The organism is Pseudarthrobacter sp. AB1 (assembly GCF_014926485.1).
GTDB lineage: Bacteria > Actinomycetota > Actinomycetes > Actinomycetales > Micrococcaceae > Arthrobacter.
Map to the genome: position 1 here is coordinate 48,732 of NZ_PZKO01000066.1, position 15,180 is coordinate 63,911.

Annotated in this window: 13 protein-coding genes; all 13 read left to right on the plus strand. The window is 66.6% G+C overall.

Annotation, left to right across the window (positions count from 1 at the left end):
* The first annotated feature begins 87 nt into the window (after positions 1–87).
* The 13 genes from pyrR to DAD99_RS17995 all read left to right on the plus strand — a co-directional run bounded on the left by pyrR (position 88) and on the right by DAD99_RS17995 (position 15,163).
* Positions 88–675, plus strand: a complete 588-nt coding sequence (gene pyrR / locus DAD99_RS17935; protein WP_056340241.1) for a bifunctional pyr operon transcriptional regulator/uracil phosphoribosyltransferase PyrR — start codon at positions 88–90, stop codon at positions 673–675.
* Positions 672–1,715 (plus strand): aspartate carbamoyltransferase catalytic subunit, encoded by a 1,044-nt coding sequence (locus DAD99_RS17940; RefSeq protein ID WP_193342592.1) that lies wholly within the window; start codon positions 672–674, stop codon positions 1,713–1,715. The genes pyrR and DAD99_RS17940 overlap by 4 nt, the downstream gene beginning before the upstream one ends.
* Complete coding sequence (locus DAD99_RS17945; protein WP_193342593.1) at positions 1,715–3,067, plus strand: dihydroorotase; 1,353 nt, start codon at positions 1,715–1,717, stop codon at positions 3,065–3,067. The genes DAD99_RS17940 and DAD99_RS17945 overlap by 1 nt, the downstream gene beginning before the upstream one ends.
* Positions 3,067–3,597 carry a hypothetical protein gene (locus tag DAD99_RS17950; RefSeq protein WP_193342594.1) on the plus strand — a complete coding sequence of 177 codons (531 nt, stop codon included), beginning with the start codon at positions 3,067–3,069 and terminating at the stop codon, positions 3,595–3,597. The genes DAD99_RS17945 and DAD99_RS17950 overlap by 1 nt, the downstream gene beginning before the upstream one ends.
* Positions 3,578–4,852, plus strand: a complete 1,275-nt coding sequence (gene carA / locus DAD99_RS17955) for a glutamine-hydrolyzing carbamoyl-phosphate synthase small subunit (protein WP_193342625.1) — start codon at positions 3,578–3,580, stop codon at positions 4,850–4,852. The genes DAD99_RS17950 and carA overlap by 20 nt, the downstream gene beginning before the upstream one ends.
* Positions 4,852–8,196 (plus strand): carbamoyl-phosphate synthase large subunit, encoded by a 3,345-nt coding sequence (gene carB / locus DAD99_RS17960; protein ID WP_193342595.1) that lies wholly within the window; start codon positions 4,852–4,854, stop codon positions 8,194–8,196. Before carA ends, carB begins: the two co-directional genes overlap by 1 nt.
* On the plus strand, positions 8,189–9,061 hold the full coding sequence (gene pyrF, locus DAD99_RS17965; protein WP_193342596.1) for an orotidine-5'-phosphate decarboxylase: 873 nt from the start codon (positions 8,189–8,191) through the stop codon (positions 9,059–9,061). Before carB ends, pyrF begins: the two co-directional genes overlap by 8 nt.
* A gap of 109 nt (positions 9,062–9,170) precedes the next feature.
* On the plus strand, positions 9,171–9,488 hold the full coding sequence (gene mihF / locus DAD99_RS17970; RefSeq protein ID WP_181577315.1) for an integration host factor, actinobacterial type: 318 nt from the start codon (positions 9,171–9,173) through the stop codon (positions 9,486–9,488).
* Positions 9,489–9,535: 47 nt separating this feature from the next.
* Positions 9,536–10,108 carry a guanylate kinase gene (gmk, locus tag DAD99_RS17975; protein ID WP_193342597.1) on the plus strand — a complete coding sequence of 191 codons (573 nt, stop codon included), beginning with the start codon at positions 9,536–9,538 and terminating at the stop codon, positions 10,106–10,108.
* Between the two features lie 39 nt (positions 10,109–10,147).
* Positions 10,148–10,408: a DNA-directed RNA polymerase subunit omega gene (gene rpoZ, locus DAD99_RS17980; RefSeq protein WP_185260634.1), complete on the plus strand. Its 261-nt coding sequence runs from the start codon at positions 10,148–10,150 to the stop codon at positions 10,406–10,408.
* 28 nt (positions 10,409–10,436) lie between these two features.
* Positions 10,437–11,687 (plus strand): bifunctional phosphopantothenoylcysteine decarboxylase/phosphopantothenate--cysteine ligase CoaBC, encoded by a 1,251-nt coding sequence (gene coaBC / locus DAD99_RS17985; protein ID WP_193342598.1) that lies wholly within the window; start codon positions 10,437–10,439, stop codon positions 11,685–11,687.
* 78 nt (positions 11,688–11,765) lie between these two features.
* On the plus strand, positions 11,766–13,001 hold the full coding sequence (metK, locus tag DAD99_RS17990; RefSeq protein ID WP_185260632.1) for a methionine adenosyltransferase: 1,236 nt from the start codon (positions 11,766–11,768) through the stop codon (positions 12,999–13,001).
* Positions 13,002–13,012: 11 nt separating this feature from the next.
* Complete coding sequence (locus DAD99_RS17995; RefSeq protein ID WP_193342599.1) at positions 13,013–15,163, plus strand: primosomal protein N'; 2,151 nt, start codon at positions 13,013–13,015, stop codon at positions 15,161–15,163.
* Positions 15,164–15,180: the final 17 nt, after the last annotated feature.

Below are 15,180 nucleotides of genomic sequence, written 5' to 3' on the forward strand. Positions count from 1 at the left end.
GATGCCCCTGCCGATGTGGTAATTTTGAAGCGCAAATGATCCTTTTTTAATTCCGTCCCGTGAGGCGGGGAAAGGGGAGACGAGAGTTTGACTTCTGTCACAAACGCACCGGTTCCAGCCAGGGTTGTCCTCAACCAGGCGGACATTGACCGTGCACTCACTCGAATCGCCCATGAGATCCTTGAGGCCAACAAAGGGTCCAAGGACCTGGTCCTGCTGGGCATCCCGCGCCGCGGTTACCCGCTGGCCGTCCGCCTTGCACACAAGATTGCCGCCGCCGATCCCACCGTGGACGCCACCGCCATTGTCGGGCAGCTGGACGTCACCATGTTCCGCGATGACCTCTCCCACCAGCCCACCAGGCCGCCGTACCCCACCCAGCTCCCGCGGACCGGAATCGATAACAAGGTTGTGGTGCTCATCGATGATGTCCTGTACTCCGGCCGCACCATCCGTGCCGCCCTTGACGCCATCATCGACCTCGGCCGTCCCCGGATCGTCCGGCTCGCTGTCCTGATTGACCGCGGGCACCGTGAGCTGCCCATCAGGGCGGACCACGTGGGCAAGAACCTGCCCACGTCGTCCGCCGAGAAGGTCCGGGTCCGCCTTGAGGAAACCGACACCGCCGCCGACGGCTCCGTAGTCAACGAAGTGGTTATCGAGGGTGGCGCGTGAAACACCTCCTCTCCACTGAAGACCTCAGCCTGGCCAACGCCATCCGTATCCTCGACACCGCAGAAGAAATGGCTGCCGTCGGGGACCGCGAAGTAAAAAAGCTCCCGGCCCTCCGCGGCCGCACCGTGGTGAACCTCTTCTTCGAAGACTCAACCCGCACGCGGATCTCTTTCGAAGCGGCCGCCAAGAGGCTGTCCGCCGACGTCATCAACTTCGCCGCGAAGGGCTCCTCAGTCTCCAAGGGCGAATCACTCAAGGACACAGCCCAGACGCTGGCAGCCATGGGTGCGGACGCCGTCGTGATCCGGCACTGGGCCTCGGGCGCGCCGCATCGTCTCGCCGCGACCGACTGGATTGATGCCGCCGTCATCAATGCCGGCGACGGCACCCACGAACACCCCACGCAGGCCCTCCTGGACGCCTTCACCATGCGCCGGCACTGGTCAAAACTGGCGGGCTCCTCGTCCATCGGGGCAGACCTCAAAGGCATGCGGGTAGCCATCGCCGGGGATGTCCTGCACTCCCGCGTGGCCCGCTCCAACGTTTGGCTGCTCCGCACCCTCGGCGCCGACGTCACCCTCGTGGCACCACCCACCCTGCTGCCCATCGGCGTCGAACACTGGCCGTGCAAGGTCAGCTACAACATGGATGACACCCTGGCGCAGGGTGTGGACGCCGTGATGATGCTGCGTGTGCAGGGCGAGCGGATGAATGCCTCGTTCTTCCCCTCCACCCGCGAATACTCGCGCCGCTGGGGCTTTGACGACAACCGGCTCCGGGCCCTGGACAGCCTGGGACTGAAGGACACCATCATCATGCATCCCGGACCCATGAACCGTGGCCTGGAGATTTCTTCCGCTGCCGCCGACTCGCCCCGTTCCACTGTGCTTGCACAGGTGCGCAACGGCGTCTCGGTCCGGATGGCCACCCTCTATCTGCTGCTCTCCGGGGATACCCGCGAACCAGCCGTCTCAGCTGGCGCAGCCCACACCAATGCAGCGCGTTCAAACGCCGCCCATTCCACCAAGGAGAGCAACTGATGGCAGAGAACAACGGAACTTACCTGATCCGCGGTGCATCGATCCTGGGCGCCGGGGCCGAGGACCTGCTCATCAGTGACGGCGTCATCGCCGCCCGGGGCGCAGCCGCTGGCACCCACAAGGACGCGGACGGTGCCACCGTCATCGAAGCCGCCGGCCTGGTGGCACTGCCCGGCATGGTGGACGTGCACACACACCTGCGCGAACCCGGCCGCGAAGATGCCGAAACCGTAGAGACCGGCACCCGCGCCGCCGCCCTGGGCGGCTTCACAGCGGTCCATGCCATGGCCAACAGCAACCCGGTGGCAGATACCGCCGGTGTGGTGGAACAGGTCCACAGCCTGGGCCGCGCAGCCGGCTGGGTGGACGTCCGTCCCGTCGGCGCCGTGACCGTCGGCCTGGCCGGCGAGCAGCTGGCCGAACTCGGCGCCATGGCAGATTCCCGCGCCCAGGTCCGCATGTTCTCCGACGACGGCATCTGCGTCCACGACCCCGTGCTGATGCGCCGCGCCCTTGAGTATGTCAAAGCGTTCGACGGCGTGGTGGCCCAGCACGCGCAGGAACCCCGCCTTACCGCCGGAGCCCAGATGAACGAGGGCGCCGTCTCCGCCGTCCTGGGGCTCACCGGCTGGCCGGCGGTGGCCGAGGAGAGCATCATCGCCCGTGACGTCCTGCTGGCGCAGCACGTGGACTCCCGTCTGCACGTCTGCCACGTCTCCACCGCCGGCTCCGTGGAGATCATCCGCTGGGCCAAGGAACGCGGAATCAACGTCACCGCCGAAGTCACCCCGCACCACCTCCTGCTCACCGACGACCTGGTCCGCAGCTACAACCCTGTGTACAAGGTCAACCCGCCGCTGCGGACGGATGCTGATGTCCAGGCACTGCGCGCCGGCCTGGCGGACGGCACCATTGACGTGGTGGGCACCGACCACGCACCGCACCCGAGCGAGCACAAGGAATGCGAGTGGGCGCAGGCCGCGATGGGCATGACCGGGCTGGAAACCGCCCTGTCCGTGGTCCAGCACACCATGATCGAAACCGGCCTCATGACCTGGGCCGATTTCGCCCGCGTGACCTCCACCGCAGCGGCGCAGATCGGCCGGATGACGGACCAGGGCCGCCCATTGGACGTCGGCGAACCCGCCAACATTGTTTTGGTGGACCCGGCTGCCCGTTGGACCGTTGACCCAGCCAAGATGGCAACCATGGGACGCAACTCCCCGTTCGCCGGCCTGGAGCTGCCGGGCAAGGTAGTGGCCACCTTCTACAAGGGCCACCCCACCGTCCTGGACGGCAAGCTCAACACGCCGTACCGCGAATCGGCGGCGTCCGCGGCAGGCGCCTCCTGATGGACACCAAACTACTCACCGGCCTCATCACAACGGTGCTCATCGCCGTCGTCCTGCTGATGATCTGGGCAGGCTGGCGTAACCGACTCAGGCGGCAGGCCGACGTCGGCCGGTTGCCCGACGTGCCAGAGGCGCCGGGCGTGCCGCTCGCCGGGGCCGACGGCCAGTACGTTGCGTCCACCACCGCTGGAGACTGGCTGGACCGGATCGCGGTGCACAGGCTTGGCATCCGGACCAATGCTGTGCTCAGCGTGTACCCGCACGGCGTCCTCTTCGACAGAACCGGTGCCCCGGCGCTCTACATCCCGGCGGGAAGCCTCACCGCCATCCGGCAGGAGAGCGGAATGGCCGGCAAGTTCGTGGAAAAGGACGGCCTCCTGGTCCTCACCTGGGACCTCGGAGCGCACGAACTCGACACCGGCTTCCGGACCCGCCGGGCCGTCGACAAAGACGCCCTCTATGACTCCCTTCAGCAATTGATCGCAGCGGCCCCGCAGGAACATTCCCAGGATCCCCAGAGTGGAAAGTAAGACAGTGACAGAAACAGCTACAGCACAAGCAGAGACTGCGGCATCAGCAGCCCTTTCCACCGCAGTTCCCACCCCGGCAGTATTCGTCCTGGAGGACGGCCGCATGTTCCGTGGCACCAGCTACGGCGCGCAGGGCACTGCCCTGGGCGAGGCTGTGTTTGCCACGGGCATGACCGGCTACCAGGAAACCATCACCGACCCCTCCTACGCCCGCCAGCTGGTGGTGCAGACCGCGCCGCACATCGGCAACACCGGTGTGAACAGCGAGGACGCCGAATCCCGGCGCATCTGGGTGGCCGGCTACATCGTCCGCGACGCCGCCCGCCGCCCCTCCAACTGGCGCTCCGAACGATCCCTGGACGAGGAACTCATCGAGCAGGGGATCGTGGGCATCCAGGGCGTGGACACCCGCGCCATCACCCGCCACCTGCGCGAGCACAAGACCATGCGCGCCGGCATCTTCTCGGGTGCGGCCGCGAAGGCTACGGACAAGGAATTCCTTGACGCGGTCCTGGCCAGCGCCCCGATGGAAGGCGCCCGCCTGGCCGAGGAAGTCAGCGTCAGCGAGGCTTACGTGGTGGACCCCCAGGACCACGGCTGGGACGGCGAGCCGCGCTTCAGCATTGCCGCGATAGACCTCGGCATCAAGGCCATGACCCCCATCCGCTTCGCCGAGCGCGGCGTCCGGGTGCATGTCCTGCCGGCAACCTCCACCCTCGCGGACGTCAAAGCCGTCAATCCGGACGGCTTTTTTATGTCCAACGGCCCGGGCGACCCCGCCACAGCCGACGTCCAGGTCAAGCTGCTCCGCTCCGTCCTGGACGAGAAGCTGCCGTACTTCGGCATCTGCTTCGGCAACCAGATCCTGGGCCGCGCCCTGGGCTTCGGCACCTACAAGCTCCGTTACGGCCACCGCGGCATCAACCAGCCCGTACTGGACCGCCGTACCGGCAAGGTGGAGATCACCTCGCAGAACCACGGCTTCGCCGTGGACGCACCGCTCGACGGCGCCACCCAGGCTCCCGAGGAGCGCTACGGCCGGGTCGAGGTCAGCCACATCAGCCTCAACGACGACGTCGTCGAAGGCCTCGCGTGCCTGGACATCCCCGCCTTCTCGGTGCAGTACCACCCGGAAGCCGCAGCCGGCCCGCACGACGCCGCTTACCTGTTTGACCGTTTCATCGATCTGATGGCGGACACCAAGGCAGCCGGCACCAAGAACACCACCGATTCCAAGACTGAGGACAAGAAGTAATGCCCAAGAGAACTGACCTTAAGAGCGTCCTGGTCATCGGTTCCGGCCCGATCGTCATCGGCCAGGCCGCGGAGTTCGATTACTCCGGCACCCAGGCACTGCGTGTCCTCAAGGAGGAGGGCCTGCGGGTCATCCTGGTGAACTCGAACCCGGCCACCATCATGACGGACCCCGAGTTCGCCGATGCCACCTACATCGAGCCCATCACCCCCGAGGTGGTGGAGAAGATCATCGCCAAGGAGCGCCCGGACGCCATCCTGCCCACCCTTGGCGGGCAGACCGCGCTGAACACGGCCATCGCGCTGGACAAGAACGGCGTGCTGGCAAAGTACAACGTGGAGCTCATCGGCGCGAACATCGCCGCCATCGAGCTCGGCGAGGACCGCGAAAAGTTCAAGGGCGTCGTGGCACGCTGCGGCGCCGAATCGGCCCGCAGCCACATCATCCACTCCTTGGACGAGGCGTTCACAGCCGCCGAGGATCTCGGTTACCCCATGGTGGTCAGGCCCTCCTTCACCATGGGCGGCCTGGGCTCCGGCCTCGCGTACAACGAAAATGACCTGCGCCGCATCGTCGGCCAGGGCCTGCAGTACAGCCCCACCACCGAAGTGCTGCTCGAAGAAAGCATCCTCGGCTGGAAGGAATACGAGCTTGAGATGATGCGCGACAAAAACGACAACGTCGTGGTGGTCTGCTCCATTGAGAACTTCGACCCCGTGGGCGTGCACACCGGCGACTCCATCACCGTGGCACCGGCACTGACCCTGACCGACCGCGAATACCAGCGGCTGCGGGATATCTCCATCGCCGTCATCCGTGAGGTGGGCGTGGACACCGGCGGCTGCAACATCCAGTTCGCCATCGAGCCGGACACCGGCCGGGTAGTGGTCATCGAGATGAACCCGCGTGTGTCCCGGTCCTCCGCCCTGGCGTCCAAGGCCACGGGCTTCGCCATCGCCAAGATCGCCACCAAGCTCTCCCTCGGCTACACCCTGGACGAGATCCCGAACGACATCACGCAGAAGACGCCGGCGTCGTTCGAACCCACCCTGGACTACGTGGTGGTCAAGGTTCCGCGCTTCGCCTTCGAGAAGTTCCCGGCCGCTGACGACACCCTGACCACCACCATGAAGTCCGTGGGCGAAGCCATGGCCATGGGCCGCAACTTCACCGAAGCGCTGCAGAAGGCCCTCCGCTCCCTGGAGCAGAAGGGCTCGCAGCTGGACTTCACCTCCGTCCCCGAATGGGAAGTCCCGGAGCTGATCGAAAAGGCCAAGCGGCCTACCACGGAACGCCTGCACCAGGTCCAGCGCGCCCTGCTCGGCGGCGCCACCGTGGAACAGCTGTTCGAAGCCACCAAGATCGATCCCTGGTACCTGGACCAGCTCCAGCTGCTCAACGAGATCTCCCACGAGATTCGCCAGGCCGGATCCCTGACCGTGGAGATGCTCAAGCGCGCCAAGCGCCACGGCTTCTCGGACGAGCAGATCGGTTCTCTGACGCACAACTCCGAAGCCGTGGTCCGCGGTGTCCGGCAGGCCCTCGGGATCCGACCGGTCTACAAGACCGTGGACACCTGCGCCGCCGAGTTCGCCGCCTACACCCCGTACCACTACTCGTCCTACGACGAGGAGGACGAGATTGCGCTGCACTCCAAGCCGTCCATCCTGATCCTCGGCTCCGGCCCCAACCGCATCGGCCAGGGCATCGAATTCGACTACTCCTGCGTCCACGCGTCCATGGCGCTGCGCAAGGCCGGCTACGAGACCGTGATGGTCAACTGCAACCCTGAGACGGTCTCCACCGACTACGACGTCTCCACCCGCCTGTACTTCGAGCCGCTGACCCTTGAGGACGTCCTCGAGGTCATCGCCGCTGAGGAACGCACCGGCGGCGTGATGGGCGTCTTTGTGCAGCTGGGTGGCCAGACTCCGCTGAAGCTGGCACAGCAGCTGGCCGACGCCGGTGTCCCCATCCTTGGCACATCCCCGGAAGCGATCGACCTTGCCGAGCACCGCGGCGAGTTCTCCCGCGTGCTCGACAACGCCGGGCTGATCGCCCCGAAGAACGGCACCGCGGTGTCCTTCGACGACGCCAAGAAGATCGCCGACGAGATCGGCTATCCCGTCCTGGTCCGCCCGTCCTACGTGCTCGGCGGCCGTGGCATGGAAATCGTCTATGACGAGCCGAACCTCTCCCGGTACATCGCCAACGCCACGGAAATCACCCCGGACCACCCGGTGCTGATCGACCGGTTCCTGGAGGATGCCGTCGAAATCGACGTCGATGCGCTCTTCGACGGCACCGACATGTACCTCGGCGGCATCATGGAACACATCGAGGAGGCCGGAATCCACTCCGGCGACTCCGCGTGTGTCCTGCCTCCCATCACGCTGGGCAACAACGTGATTGAACGTGTCCGCACAGCAACCCGAGCCATCGCCGAGGGTGTGGGCGTCCGCGGCTTGATCAACATCCAGTTCGCGCTGGCTTCAGATGTTCTCTACGTGCTCGAAGCGAACCCGCGTGCGTCGCGCACCGTGCCGTTCGTCTCCAAGGCCACTGGAGTCCAGATGGCCAAGGCCGCCGCGCTGATCGGCACTGGCGTGACCATCCACCAGCTCCGGACCGCCTACAAGATACTGCCGGAAACCGGCGACGGCTCCACGCTGCCGCTCGACGCTCCCGTATCGGTCAAGGAAGCCGTGCTTCCGTTCAGCCGCTTCCGTACCCCCGAAGGCAAGGTTGTGGACTCGCTGCTCGGCCCGGAGATGCGCTCCACCGGCGAAGTCATGGGCATCGACAAGCACTTCGACACCGCCTTCGCCAAGAGCCAGGCAGCCGCGAACAACGCCCTGCCCACGGAAGGCAAGATCTTCGTTTCCGTGGCCAACCGGGACAAGCGTGCGGTCATCATGGCTGTCAAGCGCCTTTCGGACCTCGGCTTTGAGATCGTCTCCACGGGTGGCACCGCCGACGTCCTGCGCCGCAACGGCATCCAGGCGAGCACGGTCCGCAAGGTCGCCGAGGGCAGCAGCGCCGAAGGTGAGGGCACCATCGCAGACCTCGTCATCGCCGGCGAGATCGACATGGTCTTCAACACGCCCTCCGGCGGCGAAGCCCGCAGCGACGGCTACGCCCTGCGTGCCGCCGCGACCTCCATCGGCATCCCCTGCATCACCACGGTGGCCGAGTTCAACGCCGCGGTGCAGGCCATCGAAGCCATGCGCACCTACGAGTGGTCGGTGACCAGCCTGCAGGAGCACGCAGCGGCCCTGGTGGCGTCCCAGAAGGCAGCCGCGGAGAATGCGGCGGCCGAGTCTGCGGTTTCGCAGCATGCCTGAGGCCGGTTCCACCTCGGCCAGCCCCGCCGGCCGGGAGTCCTTCGGCTCCCGGCTCGGAGCGGTCATGGCGTCACGCGGGCCGCTGTGCGTGGGCATTGACCCGCACCCGGCACTCCTGAAGGACTGGGGACTGGCCGACGACGCCGCAGGGCTGCGGCGGTTCTCGCTGACTGTCCTGGAGGCCGTCAGTTCCCTCGCTGCCGCGGTGAAGCCGCAGGTGGCGCTTTACGAGCGCCACGGTTCGGCCGGGATGGCAGTCCTTGAAGACGTCCTGGCCGCGGCAGCGCAGGCGCAGGTCCTCACAATTGCCGACGCCAAGCGGGGGGATATCGGCTCCACGATGGCTGCCTACGCGGACGCCTGGCTGCGGGACGGATCGTCCCTGGCGGCCGACTCCGTGACCCTCAGCCCGTACCTGGGGTTTGAGTCGCTCCGCCCGGCCCTTGACCTGGCAGCGGACAACGGTCGCGGCGTTTTTGTCCTGGCGCTGACCTCCAATCCGGAGGGGGCATCCGTGCAGCATGTGGGCGGAGCCGACTCCGTGGCCCGGCGGATCGTCGAGGCGGCAGCGGCGGAAAACAGCCGGTACGCCGGCAGCCTGGGGTCCGTTGGACTCGTCGTCGGCGCCACCGTTGGGTCCGCGTTGACTGACCTGCACCTGGACCTGCCGTCGGTCCGCGGGCCGATCCTCGCCCCGGGACTGGGCGCGCAGGGGGCCACCCCTGGGGACCTGCGCCGGACGTTCGGGGCCGCGTACCCGCAGGTCCTGGGGACCTCCAGCCGGGATATCCTGGCTGCCGGTCCCGGGGTCCAGGGCCTCCGCAATGCTGCGTTGCGCACGCTTGTTGGACTCCTGGGCGAATAGGTGCCTAATGGCGGCATCCATTGATTCACCGCCCGCCAAGGGGTAGGTTTCAGGACAAGTCCAATGGCGGTCGCCTTGGACTCAGCCGATGAATCCGGGGGTGTCCTTCATGAGCCTGCGACCCTTATCCGCTTCGGAACGCGCGGCCGCCCTGAACAAGGCGGCCGCCGCCCGGGCCGCCCGGGCGGCCGCGAAAGATCGCCTCAAGAACGGCAAGACATCGGCCGCGGACCTCCTTGACGCCTCCGCAGCGGACGACGCCTTGGCCCGGATGCGGGTGGTGGAGCTGCTGGAGGCCCTGCCGGGCATTGGAAAAGTCAGGGCTGCCGCCATTATGGAGCAGCTGGGCATCGCGGCGTCCCGCCGGCTCCGCGGCCTGGGCATTCACCAGCGCCAGGCGCTGGTAGATTTTATAGACGAGAAATAGGGCGTTCGTAGAGGCGCCCGCACCCAAACTCCGCCCAAAAGGAATACGTGAGCAAGAAACCGGGACTGACAGTCCTCGCTGGTCCGACGGCTGTTGGCAAAGGCACCGTGTCCACCTACATCCGGGATACCTACCCCGAAGTCTGGCTTTCCGTATCGGCCACTACCCGCGCTCCACGGCCCGGTGAGCAGGATGGCGTCCATTACTTCTTCAAGTCCAGGGAAGAGTTTGAGTCGCTCATTGCGGCCGGCGAGTTCCTGGAGTGGGCAGTAGTCCACGGCCAAAACACCTACGGCACGCTGCGGAGTTCCGTGGACCAGGCCATCGCCGCCGGCAGGTCGGTCCTCCTGGAGATCGATCTCCAGGGTGCACGACAGATCAAAGAGGCCGTTCCGGACGCCCAGTTTGTGTTCCTGGCACCGCCCACCTGGGAAGAAATGGTCCGCCGGCTGGTGGGGCGCGGCACGGAAACAGCGCAGGAACAGCAGCGCCGTCTGGAAACCGCTAAACTGGAACTTGCCGCTGAGCCGGAGTTTGACCACACCGTCATCAATGATGACGTTCGACGCGCAGCGGACGAGCTTGTTTCACTCATGGGGCTGACCCCGCACCCGCACTAGACGCAGGGTCGGATCGGCCCGTTAGAATTTGGAGAATTCGTGTCCACGAACCTTGAAGGCATCATCAACCCTCCGATCGACGAGCTGCTGAAGGCAGCTGATTCCAAGTACGGCCTGGTGATCTTCGGTGCCAAGCGTGCACGTCAGATCAACGCTTACTACGCCCAGCTGCACGAGGGCCTGTTCGAGTACGTCGGCCCGCTGGTCGACACCAAGCTGAACGAGAAGTCGCTGTCGATCGCCCTGCGCGAAATCAACGAAGGCAAGCTCGTTTCTACGCCGATCGTGGCCGCAGAGTAAGTTCAGACTGCCTGTTGACGGAGGTCACGTGCGCATAGTCCTCGGAGTCGGGGGAGGGATTGCGGCCTACAAGGTCGCATCGCTCCTCCGGCTTTTTACTGAAGCCGGCCATAATGTCACGGTGATTCCCACCGAAGCGGCTACCCGATTCGTGGGTGTCGCCACGTGGGAGGCCCTGTCCGGGAACCCGGTCAGCAACAGCGTCTTCGACGACGTGCACCAGGTCAACCACGTCAGGCTCGGCCATGAGGCGGACCTGATCGTGGTGGCACCGGCGACGGCGGACCTGCTGGCGCGCGCTGCCACCGGTCAGGCCAATGACCTCCTCACCAACACGTTGCTGATGGCCAGCGGCCCGGTGCTTTTCGCCCCGGCCATGCACACAGAAATGTGGCAGCACGCCGCCACCCGCGCCAACGTTGACACGCTGCGAAGCAGGGGAGTGGCCGTCCTGGAACCGGCCAGCGGCCGGCTCACCGGCACGGACTCCGGTCCCGGCCGCCTGCCTGAGCCCGAAGCCATCTTCGACGCCGCCATGGCGCTTGCCCAGGGTCAGTCCGATTACCAGCTTCCGCTGGCCGGCCGTACCGTCACCGTCAGCGCAGGCGGAACCCGGGAACCGCTGGACCCCGTCCGTTTCCTGGGCAACCGGTCCTCCGGAAAGCAGGGTGTGGCGCTGGCTCTTGCTGCCCGCAACGCCGGAGCCACGGTGCGGCTGGTCGCCGCCCACATGGACGTGCCGGCGCCGGCCGGAGTCGACATCGTCACGGTTGAGACTGCGCTGGAATTGCGGGAGGCGATGCTGGCAGCCGCGGCGGATTCCGACGTCGTGATTATGGCGGCGGCCGTTGCGGACTTCCGTCCCGCACAGATCTCCGGCACCAAAATCAAAAAACGTGATGACACCGCTGACCCCGTCATTTCCCTGGTCCGGAATCCGGACATCCTCCAGGAACTGGTCGAACTCCGTGACCATGCTCCCGAACACCAGGCCATTCGAAGCAGCCAGCTGATTGTCGGCTTCGCGGCCGAAACCGGTGACGGCCAGGGCGACGTCCTCCTGTATGCGGAAGCAAAGCTCAGGCGCAAGGGCTGCGATCTCCTGGTGGTCAATCATGTGGGAGCGGACAAGGTTTTTGGCCAGGACAGCAACTCGGTAGTCATCCTTGCCCGCTCCGGTGCCGAACCACAACTGGCCGCCGGATCCAAAACAGAGGTTTCGGTGGCCGTCATCACGCGGGTCGGCTATGAGCTGAACCACGTTTCGCCACGCGCCTGACCGAAAGCCACGCACCGTGTCCTTAGCACGGGGACACATGCCGCCGGAGGTCCGATTCCCAACCAGTAAGGTAGTTGAGTGACTTTACCGCTGCACATTCCCCACACGCACGGGGCTACGCCCACCGCCCTCCGGCTCTTCACGTCCGAGTCGGTCACTGAAGGCCACCCGGACAAGATCTGCGACCAGATCAGTGACGCCATCCTGGATGCACTGCTCGCCGCGGATCCCGAGTCCCGCGTCGCGGTGGAGACCATGGCCACCACCGGCCTGGTCCACGTTGCCGGTGAGGTCACCACCGACGCCTACGTTGAAATCCCGCAGATCGTCCGGGAGACCATCCTGGGCATCGGCTACGACTCCTCGGCCAACGGCTTTGACGGCGCCCGCTGCGGTGTGTCCGTCTCTATCGGCCAGCAGTCGAACGACATCGCCGGCGGTGTCTTCAACTCCCTCGAAGCCCGCGAGGGGCGCCAGGAGGACGACTACGACCTCCAGGGCGCCGGCGACCAGGGCCTGATGTTCGGGTACGCGAGCGACGAAACCCCGTCCTACATGCCGGTTCCGATCTGGATTGCGCACCGCCTGTCCGAACGCCTCACCGAGGTGCGCAAGTCCGGCGAGCTCTCCTACCTCCGCCCTGACGGCAAGACCCAGGTCACCATCGGCTACGACAAGGACGTGCCGGTTTCCGTGGAAACCGTCGTCATCTCCAGCCAGCACGCCGAAGGAACCAGCCTGGACCGCCTGCGCGCGGACCTCGCCTCTTTTGTGATTGAGCCGGTGTTGGCAGCAGCCAACCTGGACATTTCCGGGGCCGTCAACATCCTGAACCCGGCCGGCGAGTTTGTCATCGGCGGGCCGGTTGGTGACGCCGGCCTGACCGGACGCAAGATCATTGTGGACACCTACGGCGGCATGGCGCGCCACGGCGGCGGCGCCTTCTCGGGCAAAGACCCGTCCAAGGTAGACCGTTCCGCTGCCTACGCGATGCGCTGGGTTGCCAAGAACGTTGTGGCGGCCGGACTGGCGAAGCGCGCCGAGATCCAGATTGCCTACGCCATCGGACAAGCCCGCCCCGTGGGCACGTACGTGGAAACCTTCGGCACGGAAACAGTGGATCCGGCCCGCATCAGCGCCGCCATCGCGGAGATCTTCGACCTCCGCCCGCGTGCCATCATCGATGCCCTGGACCTCAAGCGTCCCATTTACGCCAAGACCGCCGCGCACGGACACTTCGGCCGTGACGATCCCGACTTCACCTGGGAGCGACTGGACCGGGTGGAGGACCTGAAGGCCTTCTTCAACGCGTAGGCCAGCCTGCCATGGCCTCTGACGAGTCTGTCCCTCCCGGCGCAGTCCAGTTGTCGCTGCTGCAGGGCTTCCCGGCGAAGGCCAGGCCGTCCGGACCTCCGCTGGCCGCGCACCTTCCGGTGGCCAGGGTATTCGTGGAGACGTCGCTGCCGCATCTGGACCGGCCCTTCGACTACAGCGTGCCGGCTGAACTGGATGAGGCCGCGCAGGCCGGCGTCCGGGTCAAAGTCAGTTTCAACGGCCAGGACCTGTCCGGGTTCATCATTGAACGGACGGCAGAATCCGACGCCGGCCACACCCTGCTGCCCCTCCAGAAGGTCGTCTCCCCGGTCGTTGTCCTGACGCCGCCTGTCCGGGATCTGGTGTCCGCCGTCGCGGCCAGGTACGCGGGCACGGTCAGCGACGTCCTGCGCGTTGCGGTGCCTCCGCGCATGGCGAGGCTCGAGAAGGAGTTCCTCACCGCCCCTGCGGCAGAGCCCGCGGCACCGGGTCCGCTTGCCGACGTCGCGGCCGCTACTGGCCCTGACGTCACTTCCGGGACGGAGGCCGACTGGGCCGGGTACCGTAACGGCCCGGCATTTGTCCGCCACCTGCGGGACGGCGGATCTCCACGGGCGGTCTTCAACCCTCTCCAGGGATTCGGCCCGGCCGCATGGCCGCACCTGCTGGCAACGGCCGTGGCAGCAGTCCGTGCCTCCGGCCGCGGCGCCGTGGTGGTGGTTCCGGACTACAGGGACCTGGACCAGCTGGAAAAGGCGCTCCTGGCCGTGCTGCCCGCCGATGATATAGCGCGGCTGACGGCCGATGACGGGCCCACGCCCCGCTACAGGAGTTTCCTGCGCCTCCTGGCCGGGTCCGCACGCGTTGCCATCGGTACGCGTTCTGCAGCATTTGCCCCCGTCCGGGAGCTGGGTCTTCTTGCCTGCTGGGACGACGGCGATGACCTTCACATCGAACAGCGCGCCCCGTACGCCCATAGCCGCGACGTCCTCTTGCTGCGAGCGGACCAGGAAGGCGCCGCCTGCTTGATGGCGGGTCATTCCAGGAGTACGGAACTCCAGCGGCTGGTGGAGGCTGGCTGGGCCATGCCAGTCGAGGCCGATCGGGCGTTCGCACGACGGACTGTGCCCCGGGTGCTGAACACGGCGGACAGCTTCGAACAGGAGCGCGACCCCCTCGCCCTGGTTGCGCGGCTTCCCGGTGCCGCGTGGCGTGCCGCCAAGGACGGGCTGGAACGTGGGCCTGTCCTGGTGCAGGTGGCCCGCGCCGGCTACGCCCCGTCGCTCGTCTGTGAGACCTGCCGTGAACCTGCCCGGTGCCGGGCCTGCCAGGGCCCTCTGGCCTTGGCCGGAGCCAGCGGCAGCTCTGCGATCCCGCAGTGCCGCTGGTGTTCCATGCCGGCTCCGGAGTGGCAGTGTGCCCACTGCGCGGGGCACAAGCTCCGCAAGGGCGCCACCGGAGTCCTGCGGACTGCTGAAGAGCTGGGCCGGGCATTTCCCGGGAAACCCGTTATTACGTCCTCGGGCGGCAACATCAAAGCCGGAGTTGGCGGCGCCAAGGCGCTGGTGGTGGCCACCGTCGGGGCCGAGCCCGTAGCGGAGGGCGGTTATGCTGCGGCCCTGCTCCTCGACGGCGACTCCCTGCTGCGCCGGGAGAATCTCCGCGCCGGGGAAGACACCGTGCGCCGCTGGTTCAATGCCGCAGCTTTGGTGCGTCCGGCGTCCGACGGCGGACTGGTGGTCATCACCGCGACGGAAAGCGTAGCTGTTGGCGCGTTGCTGCGGTGGGACCCGGCCGGGTACGCCCGGCGTGAGCTCGAACTCCGGATGGAACTCCAGCTACCGCCGGCAGTCAGGATTGCCTCGATCACCGGCCCCCGGGCCGCCGTCGTACATTTTTCCGGGACCGTCGAGAAGGAGCTGGCCACCGCCGGTGTGGCGTTGCGGACCGCAGGGCCGGCCCCGCTGGTGCTCACCGGTCCCGCCACCGGCGGAGCCGGGAGTGCCGCGGGAGCTGGGGAGGGCGCCCGGACCCTGCTGTTCTTTGCGTACGGGCAGGCAGCCACCGTCACCCGGGTGCTGCGTGCAACAAAGGCTGCGGCCGCCGCGAAGAGGAGCACGGAACCGGTCCAGGTCAGGCTTGACGGCGTGGACGTCCTTTAGTAGACGTCCTTTAGTAA